The 18,822-nt window shown below is 41.5% G+C and carries 21 protein-coding genes; 17 read left to right on the forward strand and 4 right to left on the reverse strand.

Features of this window, described 5'->3' with window-relative positions; all coding sequences use genetic code 11:
* Positions 1 to 236: 236 nt before the first annotated feature.
* From V7K79_RS12920 to V7K79_RS12935, 4 genes are read left to right on the forward strand one after another with little or no spacing between them, the layout of a single operon-like run.
* Positions 237 to 845 (forward strand): tyrosine-type recombinase/integrase, encoded by a 609-nt coding sequence (locus V7K79_RS12920; protein ID WP_335048170.1) that lies wholly within the window; start codon positions 237 to 239, stop codon positions 843 to 845.
* Positions 842 to 994 carry a hypothetical protein gene (locus tag V7K79_RS12925; protein WP_335048172.1) on the forward strand — a complete coding sequence of 51 codons (153 nt, stop codon included), beginning with the start codon at positions 842 to 844 and terminating at the stop codon, positions 992 to 994. The genes V7K79_RS12920 and V7K79_RS12925 overlap by 4 nt, the downstream gene beginning before the upstream one ends.
* Positions 963 to 1,232: a hypothetical protein gene (locus V7K79_RS12930; protein WP_335048174.1), complete on the forward strand. Its 270-nt coding sequence runs from the start codon at positions 963 to 965 to the stop codon at positions 1,230 to 1,232. Before V7K79_RS12925 ends, V7K79_RS12930 begins: the two co-directional genes overlap by 32 nt.
* A complete protein-coding gene (locus V7K79_RS12935) occupies positions 1,169 to 1,495 on the forward strand; it encodes a hypothetical protein (protein WP_335048176.1) in 327 nt (108 codons plus the stop codon). The genes V7K79_RS12930 and V7K79_RS12935 overlap by 64 nt, the downstream gene beginning before the upstream one ends.
* A gap of 71 nt (positions 1,496 to 1,566) precedes the next feature.
* Here V7K79_RS12935 and V7K79_RS12940 read toward each other — a convergent pair whose 3' ends face one another.
* The 4 genes from V7K79_RS12940 to V7K79_RS12955 all read right to left on the reverse strand — a co-directional run bounded on the left by V7K79_RS12940 (position 1,567) and on the right by V7K79_RS12955 (position 3,826).
* Positions 1,567 to 2,196, reverse strand: a complete 630-nt coding sequence (locus V7K79_RS12940) for a hypothetical protein (RefSeq protein ID WP_335048178.1) — start codon at positions 2,194 to 2,196, stop codon at positions 1,567 to 1,569.
* Between the two features lie 61 nt (positions 2,197 to 2,257).
* On the reverse strand, positions 2,258 to 2,998 hold the full coding sequence (locus V7K79_RS12945) for a hypothetical protein (RefSeq protein ID WP_335048180.1): 741 nt from the start codon (positions 2,996 to 2,998) through the stop codon (positions 2,258 to 2,260).
* Positions 2,999 to 3,066: 68 nt separating this feature from the next.
* A complete protein-coding gene (locus V7K79_RS12950) occupies positions 3,067 to 3,294 on the reverse strand; it encodes a hypothetical protein (RefSeq protein WP_335048182.1) in 228 nt (75 codons plus the stop codon).
* Between the two features lie 130 nt (positions 3,295 to 3,424).
* The gene (locus V7K79_RS12955; RefSeq protein ID WP_335048184.1) at positions 3,425 to 3,826 is read right to left on the reverse strand and encodes a hypothetical protein; all 402 of its coding nucleotides are present in this window, start codon (positions 3,824 to 3,826) and stop codon (positions 3,425 to 3,427) included.
* A gap of 280 nt (positions 3,827 to 4,106) precedes the next feature.
* Between V7K79_RS12955 and V7K79_RS12960 the strand changes: the two genes are divergently transcribed.
* From V7K79_RS12960 to V7K79_RS13020, 13 genes are all read left to right on the forward strand, one after another.
* Positions 4,107 to 4,298, forward strand: a complete 192-nt coding sequence (locus tag V7K79_RS12960; protein WP_335048186.1) for a hypothetical protein — start codon at positions 4,107 to 4,109, stop codon at positions 4,296 to 4,298.
* 22 nt (positions 4,299 to 4,320) lie between these two features.
* Positions 4,321 to 4,728, forward strand: a complete 408-nt coding sequence (locus tag V7K79_RS12965) for a hypothetical protein (protein WP_335048188.1) — start codon at positions 4,321 to 4,323, stop codon at positions 4,726 to 4,728.
* Positions 4,729 to 4,830: 102 nt separating this feature from the next.
* A complete protein-coding gene (locus V7K79_RS12970) occupies positions 4,831 to 5,010 on the forward strand; it encodes a hypothetical protein (protein ID WP_335048190.1) in 180 nt (59 codons plus the stop codon).
* 90 nt (positions 5,011 to 5,100) lie between these two features.
* Positions 5,101 to 5,307, forward strand: coding sequence for a hypothetical protein (locus V7K79_RS12975; protein ID WP_335048192.1), 207 nt, complete (start codon positions 5,101 to 5,103; stop codon positions 5,305 to 5,307).
* Between the two features lie 76 nt (positions 5,308 to 5,383).
* The gene (locus tag V7K79_RS12980) at positions 5,384 to 5,626 is read left to right on the forward strand and encodes a hypothetical protein (protein WP_335048193.1); all 243 of its coding nucleotides are present in this window, start codon (positions 5,384 to 5,386) and stop codon (positions 5,624 to 5,626) included.
* A gap of 322 nt (positions 5,627 to 5,948) precedes the next feature.
* Positions 5,949 to 7,319, forward strand: coding sequence for an IS110 family transposase (locus tag V7K79_RS12985; RefSeq protein ID WP_335048195.1), 1,371 nt, complete (start codon positions 5,949 to 5,951; stop codon positions 7,317 to 7,319).
* A 292-nt stretch (positions 7,320 to 7,611) separates the two neighbouring features.
* Positions 7,612 to 10,032 (forward strand): hybrid sensor histidine kinase/response regulator, encoded by a 2,421-nt coding sequence (locus V7K79_RS12990; RefSeq protein WP_335048197.1) that lies wholly within the window; start codon positions 7,612 to 7,614, stop codon positions 10,030 to 10,032.
* Between the two features lie 111 nt (positions 10,033 to 10,143).
* On the forward strand, positions 10,144 to 11,445 hold the full coding sequence (locus V7K79_RS12995; RefSeq protein WP_335048199.1) for a sensor histidine kinase: 1,302 nt from the start codon (positions 10,144 to 10,146) through the stop codon (positions 11,443 to 11,445).
* A 189-nt stretch (positions 11,446 to 11,634) separates the two neighbouring features.
* The gene (locus V7K79_RS13000) at positions 11,635 to 12,237 is read left to right on the forward strand and encodes a hypothetical protein (protein ID WP_335048201.1); all 603 of its coding nucleotides are present in this window, start codon (positions 11,635 to 11,637) and stop codon (positions 12,235 to 12,237) included.
* 101 nt (positions 12,238 to 12,338) lie between these two features.
* Positions 12,339 to 12,464, forward strand: a complete 126-nt coding sequence (locus V7K79_RS13005) for a hypothetical protein (protein WP_335048202.1) — start codon at positions 12,339 to 12,341, stop codon at positions 12,462 to 12,464.
* Between the two features lie 229 nt (positions 12,465 to 12,693).
* Positions 12,694 to 13,038, forward strand: a complete 345-nt coding sequence (locus V7K79_RS13010; RefSeq protein WP_229462062.1) for a hypothetical protein — start codon at positions 12,694 to 12,696, stop codon at positions 13,036 to 13,038.
* Positions 13,039 to 13,097: 59 nt separating this feature from the next.
* On the forward strand, positions 13,098 to 14,375 hold the full coding sequence (locus tag V7K79_RS13015; protein ID WP_335048204.1) for a hypothetical protein: 1,278 nt from the start codon (positions 13,098 to 13,100) through the stop codon (positions 14,373 to 14,375).
* 430 nt (positions 14,376 to 14,805) lie between these two features.
* A complete protein-coding gene (locus tag V7K79_RS13020; RefSeq protein WP_335048206.1) occupies positions 14,806 to 18,792 on the forward strand; it encodes a magnesium chelatase subunit H in 3,987 nt (1,328 codons plus the stop codon).
* Positions 18,793 to 18,822 lie beyond the last annotated feature (30 nt).

Genomic DNA, 18,822 nt, shown 5'->3' on the forward strand with positions numbered 1-18,822 from the left:
GGTCGGTGACTTGTGCCATATAGCAGATTTAATGAGGTGAATAAATCCGTTGTATGGCTTAATCACTCTTTGTGTAAATGTTCCACTTTTATGTAAAACCGGAAGTATTACTGACGACGTAAAACTATTGCAGTGATTACGATTAATGCACTTCACGGTAATACCTGAAAAATAAAAACTTCCAGATTAACACTTTATAAAGGTTAATCCGGAAGCCGTAACATCAAAATAATTCTATGAAAAATAACCGCAATGGACAAGCGGCTGTTTTTACGGCCAAGGAATATTCTCGAATCCGTAGTCACATCCAAAGTCAAAAATACAAATTGCTGTTAGACCTGGCATGGTTCACAGGTGAAAGGTGGGGGGCACTGGTACAAGTGAAGATTGCGGATCTTTACGATGCCCAAGGCAATCCACTTAAATTTATTACTTTTCGCGCTCGTACTCGCAAAGCTGTGGGCGGGAAAAAGAAAATTCAGAAAACTAGACAAGTGCCAGTACACCCAACTCTTTATGAAGTTTTGAAGGCATACACTCCAGAAGATCCAGATATTGAGTGGTTATTTCCTTCCAAAAGAGACTACACCGAAGGGGAAATTTCTAAGCACATCACTCTCAGATATGCGGATTTGGTGTTTCGAGAGGCTGTACAAAAAGCTGGTTTAGAGAGCCGAGGACTAAGCACTCATTCCAGCCGCCGCAGCTTTGTAACTCATTTGGCCAGAAACGGTGTTTCCTTACGAATTATTCAAAAGCTGTTGGGATATACGGATTTGAAGATGTTGACGGTTTACATCGATGTCAATGACCAAGACCTTGAGGGCGCGATCGCAACTTTATGAACGCCAAGCTCCTATTCCTCCAAATCGAAATCTTCTTCGACCGCTTGCAGAAAGGAGAATATGACCATCCTTTGTATTTAGCTATGGCACTGGAGAATCTCGCTAACCAGGCATGGGATGAGGTTGACCAAATCTACCCAAATCTGTGACAAACAAAACTTGGAGCGGATAGGCTGGACTTGGTTAACACCTAACCTCACTGCATTGGATTTATTTGCGATCACACTCTCCCCATTACGGTGCGATCGCATTTTATTGGGCATTAGGCATTGGGTATTAGAGAGAGTGGTAAGATTGCCGTGTTACACGGCATTTTTGAGTTTATGGGACGAAATCGTACAACCTGGAAATCAGGCAGCACTTGGCACAGTGGGAAGACAACTTTGATTCGCGTACCGATTGTGCTGAAAAAGGAGACTTTAGATTACGCTAGGGCTGTTGACTCCAAACTGATATTCGATGAATCTGAAAAAATCCCCGTGCTGATAGGGGATTTTTTACAGGTAATTGACCGCTATATCGCTTGGAGAAGCAAGAATTATCGCTCTACAGAGCTTTCTATGAAACCAGACATTACCGCTCGTACCTGGGATGAATTGCGGAAGCTGCGCCAGCTGTTACAAGAATCTCCAGAATTGTTGCGGGACTGAAGGTTTTGCGGCATTTTTGACAGTAGTATCTTTGAACTAGGGTATTGTCAGATAGTTTGTAGCTACCGTTTTTAAAAATTAGTTTTTCCTCGTGGCATCTTGGGCATGGTGGACGGCTCATTTTTCCAGCCTCGGATTAATTTCTCAATTTCAGATGGAAGCTTACCATCTGCGATCGCAATTTCTACATCTGCCTTTTTACGTTTGGCGATGATACTGTCCACACTGCCGATGTAGCAACGGTTTTTCTTCCTCTTGGTCATCCAGCAATAGCGATAATACCAATATTTATTACCTGAGCGCTTGACCCAGTATTTTTCTAACCAGTGAGTATCGTGTTGGGGCGCAATTTTTTGGGTAACACATGATACCTGCGCCCCAACACATGATTCTACGGTTGTGCTAGATGTAACTTGCGCCCCAACACGTAGCTCCCATGCACCCCAGGCAAGCGAGTAATCATCTAGGTTTAAATAGTCGTCTGGGTCTGGTAGCTCATCGATGTCATCGTAAAAAATAGAAACTTGTCCGTTCTCCTCAACAAGGCGGTCAACTTCCCCAAAGTGGGCAGGATTCCATCTGGTTTCTGGTTGGGAATGTTGGGGCGCAGTTTCGATTTCATCCCAAGCCGGATCAGAAAGGGGAATGGGAAATGAGGAATTAGCAAAAGCTTCTAAATCAAAAAGTGTGGGTTGGTTCATAATTAGGCTGGTTATTATGGTCGCTGCTCCTTCGGGGGCAGTTTTTATATGGAGTTATTCCCTAGTAATCCCTGGGAAGAGAAGTAGGGAACCAAGATTTTAAAACTTGGATGAAATTGGACAAACCAAGCGTTTCATCCTGCCAATAACACTCACGTAAACAGTCAATTAACCATCCTTGAGGCTTGCGAACTGTTTGATGTCCACCACTTTTAACAAAGTGATTAAGAGCTAATCGAACATCTTGAATATCAAACTCAAAGAGATGTCTGGTTGTTCGTTTATTTGGGTCAAAGTATATTTCATACTCAGCGCAAGCCGTCAGTATTTCGTGTTGCCTTTCTAACTCTATAAATTCGGCTGTTGTCGGAGTAAGATTATTGCTGCTGCTGTTAGACTCCTGCTCGGCTGAGATATCATTTGAGCAGTCTAAATCGTAACTAGAGTTATGGTTATGTAACTTTTTTTCAGAGCGCTTTTTGGGTGGATTTAACCATGACAGAGGTCTTACAAGTAACTTGGTTATCTTCCAAGAATATTGTTTGATTACTTGTAAAACACGACATGATACCAGTATTGAAAATATCTTTTTGAGGTAATTGTGAGCATAAGGTTTACCTCTTACCTTGGCTACCCAAGCATTAAATTCTGATAAATCTGGCTCAATCTCGCTGGCTACTTGTCCTTGTCTGATTAGCCATTGCCAGAGTGTTTTTGCAGCAGGTGGAATATGGTGTTGGTAACAGTATGCGTCGTGTGCTTCCGTCCACGAAAAATTGTTTTTATATGTATTTTCTGGCATAATACTATTGGTTATTTCTCAGAGAGCCGCCCTTGAACGCTAATTCTCTTGGCGGCTTTTTGGTTTTTTTAACACTGCTTTTGTGTCACTGATAACTCGGTTAGCTTCACCCATATAGTCGTGTGATACTGTTTACTATCTGGGTAATGACCAACTCTGGCAGCTTGTAATGTACTGGTGGAGTCGGTTAGCTGCATAATGTAAAGTTCTCTGTTTTTAAACTGTTTGAGAATATCTCCTGTGTAAAAGCAGGGTTTTCCAAGGGATATTAGTTCTAGGGCTTCGTCTGTTGTCATTGGTCATTAGTTATTAGTTATTGGTCAACTGCGCGATCGCAATTCACATCAAGGAAGCTGCACCCCTGCACCCCAACCCAAAAGCGCGATCGCTAAAACAAAACCGCCCACACCTCAACGGCAGGACGGTTTATTTAACTTTTATTACGTCATCTTTGTTCTCTTCCTGAGTTACCAGATGATAAATGTCGCTTTTTATCTGGCTTGTCTCTTCCTTGAATTCATTTTCAGCTTCTTCACTTTCTCCCAGCCGCGCCTTTAGCCGAGCTTGATGAGCATGAACGTATTCTAAATGACGTTTCTCTAAGGCTTCCAGACGCTCTATGATTTTCCCAGCAGTTGTGTCCCTGATTGAGACGAGCCTCCAATCTGTATTTCCCCTGTAGCTATCTTCTCTATTAACGCTGATCTCGATAGTCCCATTGCTTTGGCTTTTTTCTGCAACTCCTCCCATGCACTCTGACTTAGTTTGAGTCCCACTGTCGTTACGTCTTCCGCCGATTTCTTCGTTCTTCCCATTTATAGAATCCATGAATTTCCCTCCATTTTACATGAGCAGAATAATTAAGCATGAGCAAAATGCTTGACAAAAATTCTGCTCATGCTTAATATACATTATGTATTCTGCATTAGCAAAATACTTTTTTAAGCTCCCCTCTCACCTTTGCCATAGAGCCTGTGAGGGCATATTCAGGAGCAAGCACCCGCGCCACCGTGCGCGGAAACACCCTCAATCACCAAGAACTGAGCGCAAACACGCGTTGTCTGCGCGGTGATATTTTGATGTCTGCACACTTACTTTTAAAAACAACATGACTTCCACCGTTTTAGAACTGATTAAGAACCTGAAGTACTACCCTGACGAGACAAAGCTAACCATCAAAGACGTTGATGATGTGGAATTTGCCATCGTTGATTTCTGCAAAGAAGATAACGGCGTGACCATCGTCATCGGCGAAAAAGTAGACTCTGACTCAGATGAGGAGGACGAGGAAGAAATCTAATTGAAAAGCTATTGAAAAAGCGTTGGGCTTTGCCCCGCCGCAGGCATCGCCTACCATCCTTGATTTGGGGCGATCGCCAACTCTACGATTTATTTGTATTGAGGAAATTGTACCAATGAGTAAACCAATCGGACACTTTACCAGTTACACCCTAAACGACGGTTCCTTACTGGAATCGCTGCAAGAGCAGTACGGCCCAAGTTTTGAGCAGATGACCAGACGCGAGAAGCTGTTTTTGATTAGTGCGATCGCAACCCAACTTTGTGACCAAGCACCAGGGCGCTGCCGGGATGAAATCTACGTAGTCGGACATCAAATCAATAGCTCATTGCCTGTAGCTGACAGAGAAGGATTAATCGAAGCGCTGATTGATCAAGTTCGTTACGGGCAAAGCCTTTCGGTCGTCGCGGAGGTATTGCCTATGAGATAAACCCCATCAACATACAAAAACTCCAAATTTATAGGTTGCACCAGCGTGGGCTGGGAAGTTTACGCTGGTCTTTTTTTGAAAACAAATTAGGAATTCTCAATTATGACTTACCGCGACGAATTAAGACCTTGGGCAATTTTCCGATATTTGCCCAATGGTGAAAATGTTTGTGTTGCTCGACTTCGTACCCGAACTGATGCTGATGCTTATACAAGTCTTTTGCGTCAAGGAGGTGGGAATTTTGAGGTAGTTTTTGATCAGCAGCTCGTTGGTCAAGGATAGCTGAAATTTGAATTGCGATCGCGCTTTTGGGATGGCGCGATCGCAGCTAAAACAAAATAAATTCAAACAAGTAAAAAATAGCACGTGCCTATGAAAATTGAAACTATTACTTACAAGCGGGTCAAAAACTTGGGGAATTTCCAGAGTGAAACGATGGAAGTCACCGCAGTCTTAGACCAATATGACCAAGCAAGTCAAGTTAGTGAGCAACTGAGGGAACTGGTAAACAATCAACTTTTCCCACCAACACCTGTGTCGGCTCCCACTGAAGTTGCCACTGAAACTGCTGATTTTTAACTGAAATTTTTAGGCGATCGCCTCCCTTGCAATGAATGCGATCGCCATATATAGATACCAAAATTACACTATCACAATGCACACCATAATCAACACACCCGTAGTGTTTAGCTGCAAACTACCGGCGGCTGGCTGGATAAACCTAGCCCAAATTCGCCAAATTCAATTTGAAGACTTACCCAGTCGCACTATCGTCGTCACCTGGCAAAACGGAGACAATCAACCATTTTTCGGTGAGGATGCTGTTGCGCTGCTCAAAGCCTGGGAAAATGCCGCCAATTCAATTAACAAGCGGTGTAACAGTCAGAGGAAATCATGAATTTTCACCAACATCACCCCGCCTGATGAGACTAGCTGACACACTAGCCGAAACGGTGGCTTCTTAGTACCACCGTCGCGGGTTGTGTCCAAAGCACCCGTAAGTTAACTCAAGAAAGTGCAGCGTTCAATGAGAATTGCGCCCCTCAATTGTGGCGTTCATCAATTCATGCGCAACACTTCTTGAATTAATTCTCCCGAATGCGTTTACTCCTGAATCGCGCCCCTCAACAGGTGGGGCGTTAGGGTGATTCGTGCGCTCTTAATTTCGGGCTAATCAAAGGATGCCAGTCCTTGAAAACCACCATAAGCTTCGCAGAACCATGAAAACAGAATTAACTATTTTGGGAATTGATGTTAGTAAATCAAGCGTAACTTGCCATATTTTAACACAATACCCAAAGGGCGGATTACAAGCATATTGGAATAAAACAAGAAATAAAGCATCAAGCTTATATCCGGCTTTTTACTCCAATCCTGATGCTAAGAAAAAGCAAAAGTCAGCCTTTGATTTCGCAGATTATCTGACAGAAACAAAAGCAGATTATGCAATCTTAGAACCAACCGGAAACCACTATTCAAGACTGTGGGCATCCATCCTTAAAAAGTTGTCAATTAAAATTCTCTGGGTTGGTCACGTCGAATTGCGGCGTTACCGGGGAGGTAAAAACCTCCCGAACAAAAGCGATCCAGCTGATGCTTTAGCAATGGCCGCTTACGGTCACGATCCAGATCACCAACTGGAGACTGGGGAGTTAAACATGAGGTATTTCCTCATGCATCGGCCAGAGCCAATTGATGAGCTGCGCGACCTTTGCCAACAGCTTGAACACCTCAACCGAGTACAATCGCCAATTGTGAATTACGCCCGTCAACTGTTGGCTTGGCAGTTCCCAGAAGTCGCTCACACCAAGAGTGTATCTACTAAAGCAGGATTTTTACCGCCCCTTTGGGCATGGTTAGCTAAGAGGTTGGAGATTTCGCCCGCCGGGAAAACCCGAATTGAAAATCGCTATAAAATCTCCATTGCCAAGGACTATGACATTGAGTTTGACCCAATTCTAGAACTACACGCTAATTGGATGTGCGATATTTCACTTTTTGAGCAGAACCTAGAAGCGAGAATCACTCAAATGCTGTATCTGAGTGAATTTAAGCCTTACATGAGTGTGTTTGATAAGTTTGGCTTTGGCTTGCGAGTGCGATCGCGATTGCTCACCAGGATTTATCCTTTTGAGTCGTTTTTGGGTGTCAATGGCAGGCCCGTTATTGAATACGAAGTGCGGGAGGTGAAAAAAACTGAGCGCGATCGTAAAAATGGAGAAACCACAGTTCGACGTTTAGCCGGCGATACCAAACGCATTAAACGCAACCGTAGCCGCGACACTTTCAAAATGCGTTTGGGAATGGGTACAGTCCTGGAGCAATCCGGTGATGGTTTGGTTGAGAAAGCTAGCGGTTCATCCCTATGCCGGATCAGCCTGTGGCAGTACGTCTTAACCGGTGTGGAAACTGGCAGGCTCCCAGAAAATGAACTGACCAAGGAACTCACCAACTACCGCGACTCACTTAAAGCTAACGTTACCGAACAAGGCGAGAAACTGCTAGGTGGTAAGCACATCCAAGGAAAGCTGATGAGTAAAGTGGTAAATTTGCTGTTTGGGGAATTGTGTAAAATAATTCCTCTGACCTGATGCGATCGCCCTTCATACTTTTGAAGGGCTTTTAAGTCTAAACTTTCAATTACCCTGAATTGATAATCTGTTGCAGATTTAATTTGTTATTACTAATAGTAAGTTTTTCAGGAAGTTTGACTCGCGCTTTTGTCTGTTTGATGTGGGCTTGATGGTCAGCAAAATTTAGAGTCTTGATAATCGTAGCTATAGATAACAATCATAGCTGCGATTATCAATAATTTTTTGGGCAATCTAAATATATATAGCCCTTTTTTTGCTTACCAAACCCATTGTTTAGAGAGTGAATCCTGTGATCAAAGGCAACTCCAGCCCATCCGCTCCCAAAATATATTCCTCGCGCAATATACTGCTCCGATTTATTCTTAGTGGCACTACTTTTATTGTAAGTATTTCTGCTTATTTTAGCTATCAAGCAGCTCGGGAAATAACGCTAGAAGACTTGAGAGGAAAAGCTTTTCTAGAGGTACAGAAAGGGGTTGATGAAATTGAAGAATGGTTGCATGTTCGGAAAGTGGAGGTGGAAACCATTGCTCATACTTCTGCTGTACGCTCCTTAGACTGGTCTGTGGCAGAACCTTATTTAAAGTCAGAAATTGAGCGGATCGATGAATTTTTCTTTTTCCTCATGGCTACCCCGGATGGTTCATATTTTAATACTAAGGTTGGTCGGTCAAATAAGAATATTAAGGATCGAGACTACTTTAAAAAAGCACTAGCCGGAAAAAGCAACATTTCCGATCCCTTTATCAGCCGTTCCACAGGCATTCCTTTAATTGCGATCGCCACCCCAATCTGGTCAAATTCTCCTACCAATCATTCACCGATTGGGGTTTTCCACGGCAATGTTAAAGTCGATCGCATTGCTAAGGTAGTCAACTCGCTGCGCTACGGCAAGAACAGCTATGCGTTCGCCCTCAATTCCCAAGGAGAAGCGATCGTCCATCCCAACTCAACGTTAATGTCAACGCTAGAAAAACCTGCACCCAGCCTGTTGAAAATTTCAGATCGCAATTTAAATGCGATCGCGCAGCGAATGGTAAACAAACAACGGGGAATTCAGTTGATGGAAATTGACGGCACTAAAAAGTATGTTGCTTATCTGCCATTGCGAGAAGCTAATTGGTCTGTGGCTTTGGTAATTCCGCGCCAAAATATTGAATCTCGGCTACAATTCCTCGATCTGATCGCCCTAATTGTGGGCGGATTGACAGTAACAATGATCGCTGTCTTGTGGCAGATACAAGCCTTTGAACAAGCTCAACTGAAAAAGTCTAAAGTAGCGGCTGATAGCGCAAATCGGGCTAAGAGCGAATTTTTAGCCAATATGAGCCACGAACTGCGAACGCCCTTGAATGGTATTTTGGGTTGCGCTCAAATTTTGCTGCGTTCTAAAGGTTTGCCCGAGCCAGAGCAATATCATCTAAATATCATTGAACAGTGTGGCTCTCATCTACTGACTTTAATTAATGACATTTTGGATCTTTCCAAAATTGAAGCCCGAAAACTAGAATTGCATCCTCAAGATGTGCATTTTGCGTCTTTTTTACAGGGTATTGTCGAAATTTGCCAAATTCGGGCAGAACAAAAAGGTATTTTGTTTGTCTACGAATTCGCCAGCAACTTACCCACAGGGGTTCATGTTGATGTCAAAAGGTTACGTCAGGTTCTGTTGAATCTGCTGGGAAATGCGATTAAATTTACCGATGAGGGTAAGGTTAGCTTCAAGGTTGAGGTAATCAATCGACTTCCTACTGATGGGCAGACGGAGAAATATCGCATTCACTTTAGTGTAAAAGATACAGGAATTGGCATAAATCCAACTCAATTGGGCAACATTTTTTTGCCATTTGAACAAGTAGGTGAAAAAAAGCATCAGATAGAAGGCACAGGGCTGGGTTTAGCTATTACTCGGCAGTTGGTGCAGATGATGGGTAGCGATATTCAGGTTAAAAGTCAGCTTGGTGAGGGTAGTACTTTCTGGTTTGAAATTGCGATCGCCCAAGCCAGTGAATGGGTACAGTCTGCTATGGCTGCATCCAAGAGACAAATCATTGGCTTTGCAGGTAGCCCCTGCACTATTTTGATGGTGGACGATCGCTGGGAGAATCGTACAGTAATTACAAACTTATTACAACCACTGGGTTTCAATGTGATTGAAGCTAATAACGGTAAAGATGGTTTAGAAAAAGCGATCGCCCTGAAACCAGACCTGGTGATTACAGATTTGCTGATGCCAGAAATGGATGGGTTTGAATTGATTAAACACCTGCGTCATACCCCAGATATCGAGGATGTCAAGATTATCGTTTCTTCCGCTAGTGTCTTTGAAGCCGACCAACACCGCAGTTTGCAAGCAGGAAGTGACACTTTTTTGAGCAAACCGATACAGGCAGATGAATTACTGCATCAATTAGAGTGCCATTTAGGTTTGACATGGATTTACCAGCAGTCTGAGGAACAAAAAATTAATTCTTCGGCTACAACAGTTGATGGTTCATCAGATAAATTGACTCTTCCTTCTTCCGATGTATTACAAGAACTGATGAATTTAGCCAGTAAAGGTAACTTCAATGATATTCTCAAATGGGCAGATAAACTAGAAGAAACAGACACAAAACTCGCTTACTTTGCTAACCAATTGCGGCAGCTAGCGAGGCAGTTTGACGAAGATTTAATCCTCAACTTTTTGAGTAAAAAATCAAAGGAGTAATTACCATAAATAAATTTATTTATGGTAATTGTAATGCGTGTTTTAATTTTGAGCTATCGCCTTTGGTATCTCGCAAATAAGCAACGTAAATCAATATAAAGTAGAAATATTATGACAGCAACTATAAACGAGCAGAAAAATCCCTTAAATAGCGATCCTAGCAGAGGAATTATTTTAATCGTTGATGACAATCCTGCGAACTTACAAGTTTTATCGAGCTTTTTGGATCAGTCTAGATTTGAAGTTTGGGCAGCTCGCAGTGGTGAAAAAGCCATTCATAGATTAGGCAATGATAATTTACCTGATTTGATATTGCTTGATATTATGATGCCGGGTATCGATGGTTTTGAAACTTGTAAATACTTAAAAAGTGAAAGCAATTCTCGTGTCCAGGATATTCCGATCATTTTTATGACTGCTCTTTCAGATACTGCCGATAAGGTAAAAGGATTGCAATTGGGAGCCGTAGATTATATTACTAAACCTTTTCAGTATGAAGAGGTATTAGTGCGAATAGAGCATCAATTGAAGCTCAGAAATTTGATGAAAACCCTGACAGCCAAAAACGCCGAATTACAACAGACTCAAACCCAACTGATTCAAGCAGAAAAGGTAGCAACCTTGGGTCAAATGACAGCAGGAATTGCCCATGAAGTAAATAATCCCATCAATTTTATCGCTGGTAACTTGAATTTTATTGAAGAGTATTTTCAAGAGATTGTTAATTTACTCGAACTTTATCAAAAATATCTGCCTGAACTACCGACTGAAATTCAAAATGCTATTAAAACTAAAGATATAAATTATTTATTAAATGATTTATCTAAAATTATTTGTTCTATGCGACTAGGTACAGATCGTGTTACAGAAATTGTGTCATCGTTGAATAAGTTTTCTCGACATGGAGAAGCAGGAAAAAAACTAGCTAACCTGCATGAAGGATTAGAAACTACGCTACTCATTCTTGGACATCGACTTAAAGCAAATGCTCATCGCCAGCCAATTAAATTAATCAAAGAATATGGAGTCTTGCCACTTATTGAGTGCTATCCAGGTGAACTGAATCAGGTTTTTATGAATTTGATTGGTAATGCAATCGATGCAGTTGAAGAAATACAAAAAAATCAATATTTTGATGATAATTTTAGACACATTGGGATGATTTGGATTAAAACTGAAGTAATTGGAGAGCGAGTTATTCTCAGAATTGCAGACAATGGCTCAGGAATCAGCGAAGCAAACCGGACAAAGATATTCGATGCTTTCTACACTACAAAAGTCATCGGTAAAGGAACAGGACTTGGTTTATCTATTGCTTACCAAATTGTAGTTAATAATCATCGCGGTAAGCTCAGTTGCCATTCAAAACAGAGTGATGGTACAGAGTTTGTGATTGAATTACCTATCCGATAAATTAGAATCCTAAATTGTAACCTGCATCAGCATTCAGAAAATACCTGCAATTGCTGAATTATCGGTTACAAGAGCAATGAGGGTTATTCAAATTAAAGGAGCGATCGCTCTTGTCGCTCTGATTCTCAGAATAAAACTATAAACGTGATAAAATTAATATTAGTAGATTAATATTTAATCATATTTATAATGTCTTATAGTGACTTTTCGCTGTTCAAGGTAAAACGCGACTTTAACTTAACTACAATTGAAAATGGACAGTTTTTACCCGAAACGCAGTCCATAGAACCTAGTTTTTATCTCAAAGAAGCATTAAGCGAAGGACTACCACTAGCAACAGCAACTGGTTCAGAAAAAGCTCGCTCAGAGTTAATTATTAGTCCTATACTTGTAGAAGTTAGGAAAATTCTTGAACGCAGAATCAGCTTTTTTTCAGGTGAAGATTTTACCGTTTTACCGGAGCTTGGCTTAAGTGGAGTATGTGATTTTTTAATTAGCCGCTCACCCGAACAAATATTTATTGAAGCTCCTGCGATCGTGATTATTGAAGCAAAAAAAGGTGATTTAAAACCTGGTTTGGGGCAATGTGCAGCAGAAATGATTGCCGCACAAAAATTTAATGAAACTAATAATATACCGATTAAAACAATTTATGGCAGCGTTAGCAGCGGTACGGCTTGGCGATTTTTGAAATTAGAAGGGCAAACATTGAGTATTGATTTGAATGATTATCCCGTTCCACCAGTGGAAATACTATTGGGAATGTTGGTTTGGATGGTGCGGGAAGGGTGAAGAATTCAGAATCAATTACTGGGAAATTAAGCAGAAAGTAAAGCCAGTCGCTTGGGAAAGTTTTGAACGAAAAGCTCAGGATATTGTAACAAATATACTGAATGAAGAAGTTGCGATCGCCTATGGCGGGCGGTTACGCCATCGCATTAATTGTCTATCTCACAGGTTGGACTGTCGAGCAAGTTCAACAATTACAGGCTCAAACGAAGGATAATCAAGCTGAGTGACATAAAAAACAGGGAACCTCACCATTACAAATGCATCCATAGCATTCTTTTTATACCCTGTATCATCAAGTCATTCAGAAATATTTTGCCAATTTTCTAATTAGATTGTTTTAAATTTCCTGATGTAATCTTAGCATTATTACTGATGCCAGCTAGGGGATAATTAGCTTTTAATTGCAAGATACTGAGATTAAAGCAATAAAAATTACATTTATTTTAGTGATCTATTATGGATAAGCTGGTTGACAAAATCGCGGCATTAGGTGTGCCTGGTCTTGTACTTTTGGTTGCTATGGCTGTCACGGGATGGGCTGGAGCCGCTGCAATAACTACAGCTTTAGCAGTGCTTGGTGGCCCATTCGGAATGCTTGGAGGAATCGCTGTACTTGGCTTACTCGCTCTAATGTCACAAGGATTAGCTGAATACGGATTTGAAGCAATTTTTAAATCTACCGTAGATCAACTTAGAACAAGAGGTAAATCTAAATCAGATATAGAACGCGAGATTGAATCCTATCCTATTTCAAGCGATTTAAAGTTGAAAATAAAGGATTATTTGAGAAAGCTTGCATAGTTGAGATACTATTTCATATCTTATTAATCGAATCGATACTTTAAACAATAAAATTGATTATGAATACTAATCAAGAAAAAGAACTAACTCAAAATCCTGTATCTCAATCAGGTGAAAATAATCAAATGATTGAAGGAGTACAAAAAGAAGAGTTTTATAAAAAGATAATTTCATTTTTACAATCTATATCATTAGGCTTGAACAAGCTGTATGCTACCCTATTTAAAACTAATTTCCCGTCCAAGCTTGATGAAGGAACCTTTTCTCAAAAAACAGAGCGTATTCATGCCTATAGTGATTTTATTAAATCTGCGTCCAAATTCATTTGGATTGGTGTTGTTTTCATAATCATTATTCAATTATGGGGTAATTTTTCGCTCAATCACATCAGCAATACATCTAAACGTAAATTAAATACTGTCACCATTACTATTCCTGAGCAAAAGCTATTTCAAATGTCTGATGATATTGCAAATGCTCTTGGTAAGGCATTAGTTAGTGCCAGAGCATCTGCATCGAATAATCTGGAAAGATGGCATGATGAGGTAATGCAACGTGTAGACCATCCTTTTCTCGATTGGTACTACAATTATTTTACTCAGTGGGGTGTTGGTGTAGAAGCTATTTGGGTAAACATTAGTGCCACTTCAGAAGAAAAGAAAGCTGAAAAATTAATTGGTAATTTCCAAACTGAATTTGCTAAAAAGGTTTTGCAACCATCATCAATGCAACTTGAAATGGAACGTTTTACAAGAGAAGCAATTGATAAATATGTATCTGAAGCCAATCAAAAGTTAGCAGGAATCCAAAGTCAGTATCAAATTCCCAGACCTGTTTGGGAAGAATTTATAGAAGGTTTAGGAAGTACAACATATAATATAGGTGGCAAAGAGCAAAATCTCTCTATTCGCGCACTTTCGCGTGGTACAGGTTATGTAGCTGCCAGTGCAATGATGAAAGCTGTTAGTGTTATTGGTACTAAGAAAATTGCTACAGGAATTGTGAGTAAAGGAACTTCTAAAGTAGTTGCTAAGATAGCAACTAAAACTGCAACAAAGGTAGCAACAGAAGGAACAGGTGAAATTGCTGCTGGACTTTTAGGGTTAGAATTACTTAATCCTCTTGCTGGTTTAGGAGTTTTAGCATGGGATATCTGGGATCATTATCATACAGTTAAAGTAGAAAGACCGATTCTAAGAGAAAATCTCAATAATTATTTAGATGAAGTAAAAGACTCATTACTGAATGATGAAGAAAATGGAATTTTGTCTTCAGTGAATAAATTCCATGATGGAATTCTAAATGTTTTAAATAGAAAGCCAATATTAGCTAAATAAAATTTGCTTATTTGTTAGCAGAGACAAAGTTTTTATTATTTTGTGTGGATAACACAGTGTCTTTCTGCTAGTTAGTAGAACTAGCAACTATATATTAAAGTCTGTCTCTGCTGACTAAATATTTTTTAGTCAGTAGAGACTAGTTTTATTTTGCAATGCAATAATATAGCCAAATAGCTATTTAACCATTAAAAATAAGTGTTGCAAAAAGTTTACAAAAAGTTGGTCAACACTTTTATTGAAAGTCAACAATTACAAAGAAATATTTCGTTTTTTATATCGATTTGTATCATATAGACCATAAAATGCCCAGTGGGTAAGCGTTTTCTGATAAAAAACACATATTGCTTAGAGATCACAAGTTACCTGTGGCGAATGATGCCGCTAGGAACTTCCTTCAGAGAACACGCATCAAAGGAGCCGAAGAAGCATGTTCACACACGTCAAGTCCACCATTAGACACATTGCGCCTGATGACTTACGCGGACGTAATTTAATCAAGGTGGTCTATGTCGTGCTTGAGTCCCAGTACCAGAGTGCATTATCGCAAGCAGTTCGCACGATTAACGCGAACAATCCCAACTTGGCGATTGAAATCAGCGGGTACTTGATTGAGGAACTCCGCGACCCAGAGAATTACGAAGAGTTCAAACGAGAAATTGAGACTGCAAATATCTTCATCGCTTCCCTTATTTTCATTGAAGATTTAGCACAGAAAGTAGTAGCAGCAGTAGAACCACACCGCGATCGCCTAGACGTTTCCGTTGTCTTTCCCTCGATGCCAGAGGTAATGCGCCTGAGTAAAATGGGCAGTTTTTCCTTGGCACAGTTAGGTCAGTCAAAAAGTGCGATCGCCCAATTCATGCGGAAACGCAAAGAAAAATCCGGTGCGGGATTCCAAGATGGGATGCTGAAGCTTTTGCGAACGCTGCCGCAAGTGCTGAAGTTTTTACCGATGGACAAGGCACAAGATGCCCGAAATTTCATGCTCAGTTTTCAGTATTGGCTAGGTGGTTCACCAGACAACCTGGAAAACTTCTTACTGATGCTAGCTGATAAATATGTATTTAAAGGTTTAGACAAACAAAATTTTGCACCTTCTACATACGAACAACCGGTGGTTTATCCCGATTTAGGGATTTGGCACCCTTTGGCTCCCAGTATGTTTGAAGATGTCAGAGAGTACCTCAATTGGTATACAGCTCGTAAGGATATTTCTAGCGATCTAAAAGATCCCCTAGCTCCTTGTGTTGGATTAGTATTGCAACGCACTCACCTAGTTACAGGGGATGATGCCCATTATGTAGCGATGGTACAGGAGTTGGAAGCACTAGGCGCACGGGTACTACCTGTATTTGCTGGTGGTTTGGACTTCTCCAAGCCTGTGGATGCATACTTTTATGAACCGAATACTAATATACAGTTGGTAGATGCAGTAATATCGTTGACTGGTTTTGCTTTAGTGGGTGGCCCAGCCAGACAAGACCATCCCAAAGCAATTGAGTCACTCAAACGTTTAAACCGTCCTTATATGGTGGCGTTACCCTTAGTTTTTCAAACCACAGAAGAGTGGATGGATAGCGATTTAGGGTTACATCCAATTCAAGTAGCTTTGCAAATTGCAATTCCAGAATTGGATGGGGCAATTGAGCCGATTATATTATCGGGTAGAGATGGGACTACCGGCAAAGCGATCGCCCTGCGCGATCGGGTTGAAGCTGTAGCCGAACGCGCCTTAAAATGGGCTAGCCTCCGCCGCAAGCCGAAGCTGGATAAAAAAGTTGCCATCACCGTTTTCAGCTTCCCGCCAGATAAAGGCAACGTAGGAACCGCCGCGTACTTAGATGTATTCGGCTCCATCTACGAGGTAATGAAAGCCCTGAAAAATAACGGTTACGACTTACCGCAATTGCCAGAATCAGCCGAAGCGTTGATGCAAGAAGTCATCCATGATGCACAAGCGCAGTACAACAGCCCAGAACTAAACGTTGCTTACAAAATGTCCGTTCCTGAGTATGAGGCGCTGACACCTTACTCTCAACGTTTAGAGGAAAACTGGGGCCCGCCTCCCGGACATCTCAACAGCGATGGGCAAAACTTGCTGATTTATGGTAAGCAATTCGGTAATGTCTTCATTGGTGTCCAACCCACATTTGGTTATGAAGGCGACCCGATGCGACTGTTGTTCTCTCGTTCAGCTAGTCCTCACCACGGTTTTGCTGCCTACTACACTTACCTAGAGCAAGTTTGGAAAGCTGATGCTGTACTGCACTTTGGTACACACGGTTCTTTGGAATTCATGCCAGGTAAACAGATGGGGATGTCTGGTGACTGTTATCCAGATAACTTGATTGGCTCAATTCCTAATCTGTATTACTACGCAGCCAATAATCCTAGTGAAGCAACAATTGCCAAACGTCGGAGTTATGCCGAAACAATTTCTTACTTGACACCGCCAGCAGAAAATGCTGGGTTGTATAAAGGTTTGAAAGAACTCAGCGAATTGATTGCTTCCTACCAAACCTTGAAAGATAGTGGACGCGGCATTCCCATTGTCAACAGCATCATGGATAAATGCCGGATCGTGAATCTGGATAAGGATATTAACCTACCAGAAACCGATGCTAGAGATATGAGTGCCGACGATCGCGATCATATTGTTGGCAACGTCTACCGCAAGTTGATGGAAATCGAGTCTCGGTTGTTGCCTTGTGGGTTGCACGTCATTGGTAAACCGCCAAGTGCAGAAGAAGCGATCGCAACTCTCGTCAATATTGCCAGTCTAGATCGTCAAGAAGAAGAACTTCAAGGCTTACCGGGAATTATCGCTAACAGCATTGGGCGTAACATTGATGATATTTACCAAAATAGCGATCGAGGCATTTTAGAAGATGTCCAGTTATTGCAAGATATCACCTTGGCAACGCGTGCAGCAGTTACTGCCCTTGTACAAGAGCAAATCGACGCAGAAGGACGAGTTTCTCTAGTTTCCCGGTTGAATTTTTTCAACATGGGCAAAAAAGAACCTTGGGTAGAAGCATTGCATAAAGCAGGTTATCCCAAAGTCGATGGTACAGCCCTCAAACCCCTATTTGAGTATTTGGAATTCTGTCTCCAGCAAGTTTGTGCCGACAATGAACTTGGAGCATTACTTAGAGGCTTAGAAGGTGAATACATCCTACCTGGTCCTGGTGGTGATCCCATCCGTAACCCGGATGTATTACCCACGGGTAAGAATATTCATGCTTTAGATCCGCAATCCATCCCTACAACAGCGGCAGTACAATCAGCTAAAATCGTCGTAGATCGGCTTTTAGCACGTAACAAGGCAGAAAACGAAGGAAAATGGCCAGAAACCATCGCCTGTGTCCTTTGGGGAACTGATAACATCAAAACTTACGGTGAATCCCTCGCCCAAATTATGTGGATGGTGGGTGTGCGTCCGGTTCCCGATGCCTTGGGACGGGTGAACAAGTTGGAATTGATACCTTTAGAAGAGTTAGAACGCCCCAGAATTGACGTGGTAATCAACTGTTCTGGTGTATTCCGCGACTTGTTCATCAACCAAATGAACCTACTAGACCAAGGCGTGAAGATGGCGGCTGAGGCGGATGAACCCTTAGAAATGAACTTTGTTCGCAAACACGCTTTGCAACAAGCTGAGGAAATAGGGATTAATCTACGTCAAGCAGCAACGCGCGTCTTCTCCAATGCTTCTGGTTCTTATTCGTCAAATATCAACTTGGCGGTGGAAAACAGCACTTGGGATAGCGAAGCCGAGTTGCAGGAAATGTATCTCAACCGGAAATCTTTCTCCTTCAATTCCGATAACCCCGGAATCATGGACGAATCCCGGCAGATTTTTGAAAGCACATTGAAAACTGCTGATGCAACTTTCCAAAATCTCGATTCTTCCGAGATTAGCTTAACGGATGTTTCTCATTACTTTGATTCCGATCCCACAAAGCTTGTGGCAAATCTGCGGGGTGATGGTAAAAAACCAGCATCTTATATTGCAGATACAACCACAGCTAACGCTCAAGTGCGGACATTAACAGAAACCGTGCGCTTAGATGCGCGTACTAAATTGTTAAATCCCAAATGGTATGAGGGGATGCTGAATCACGGTTACGAAGGTGTACGCGAACTCTCCAAGCGATTGGTAAACACAATGGGTTGGAGTGCGACAGCCGGCGCTGTAGATAACTGGATTTACGAGGATACTAACGAAACCTTCATCAAAGATGAAGAAATGCAGAAACGATTGATGAACCTTAATCCCCATTCTTTCCGCAAGGTTGTATCAACTTTATTGGAAGTGAATGGACGCGGTTATTGGGAGACTAGCGAAGAAAATTTAGACCGCCTACGTGAGTTGTACCAAGAAGTTGAAGACCGGATTGAAGGAATTGAGTAGGTTTAATACATAACCAATGAGACAGGGGCA

The organism is Nostoc sp., assembly GCF_036917575.1.
GTDB lineage: Bacteria > Cyanobacteriota > Cyanobacteriia > Cyanobacteriales > Nostocaceae > Nostoc.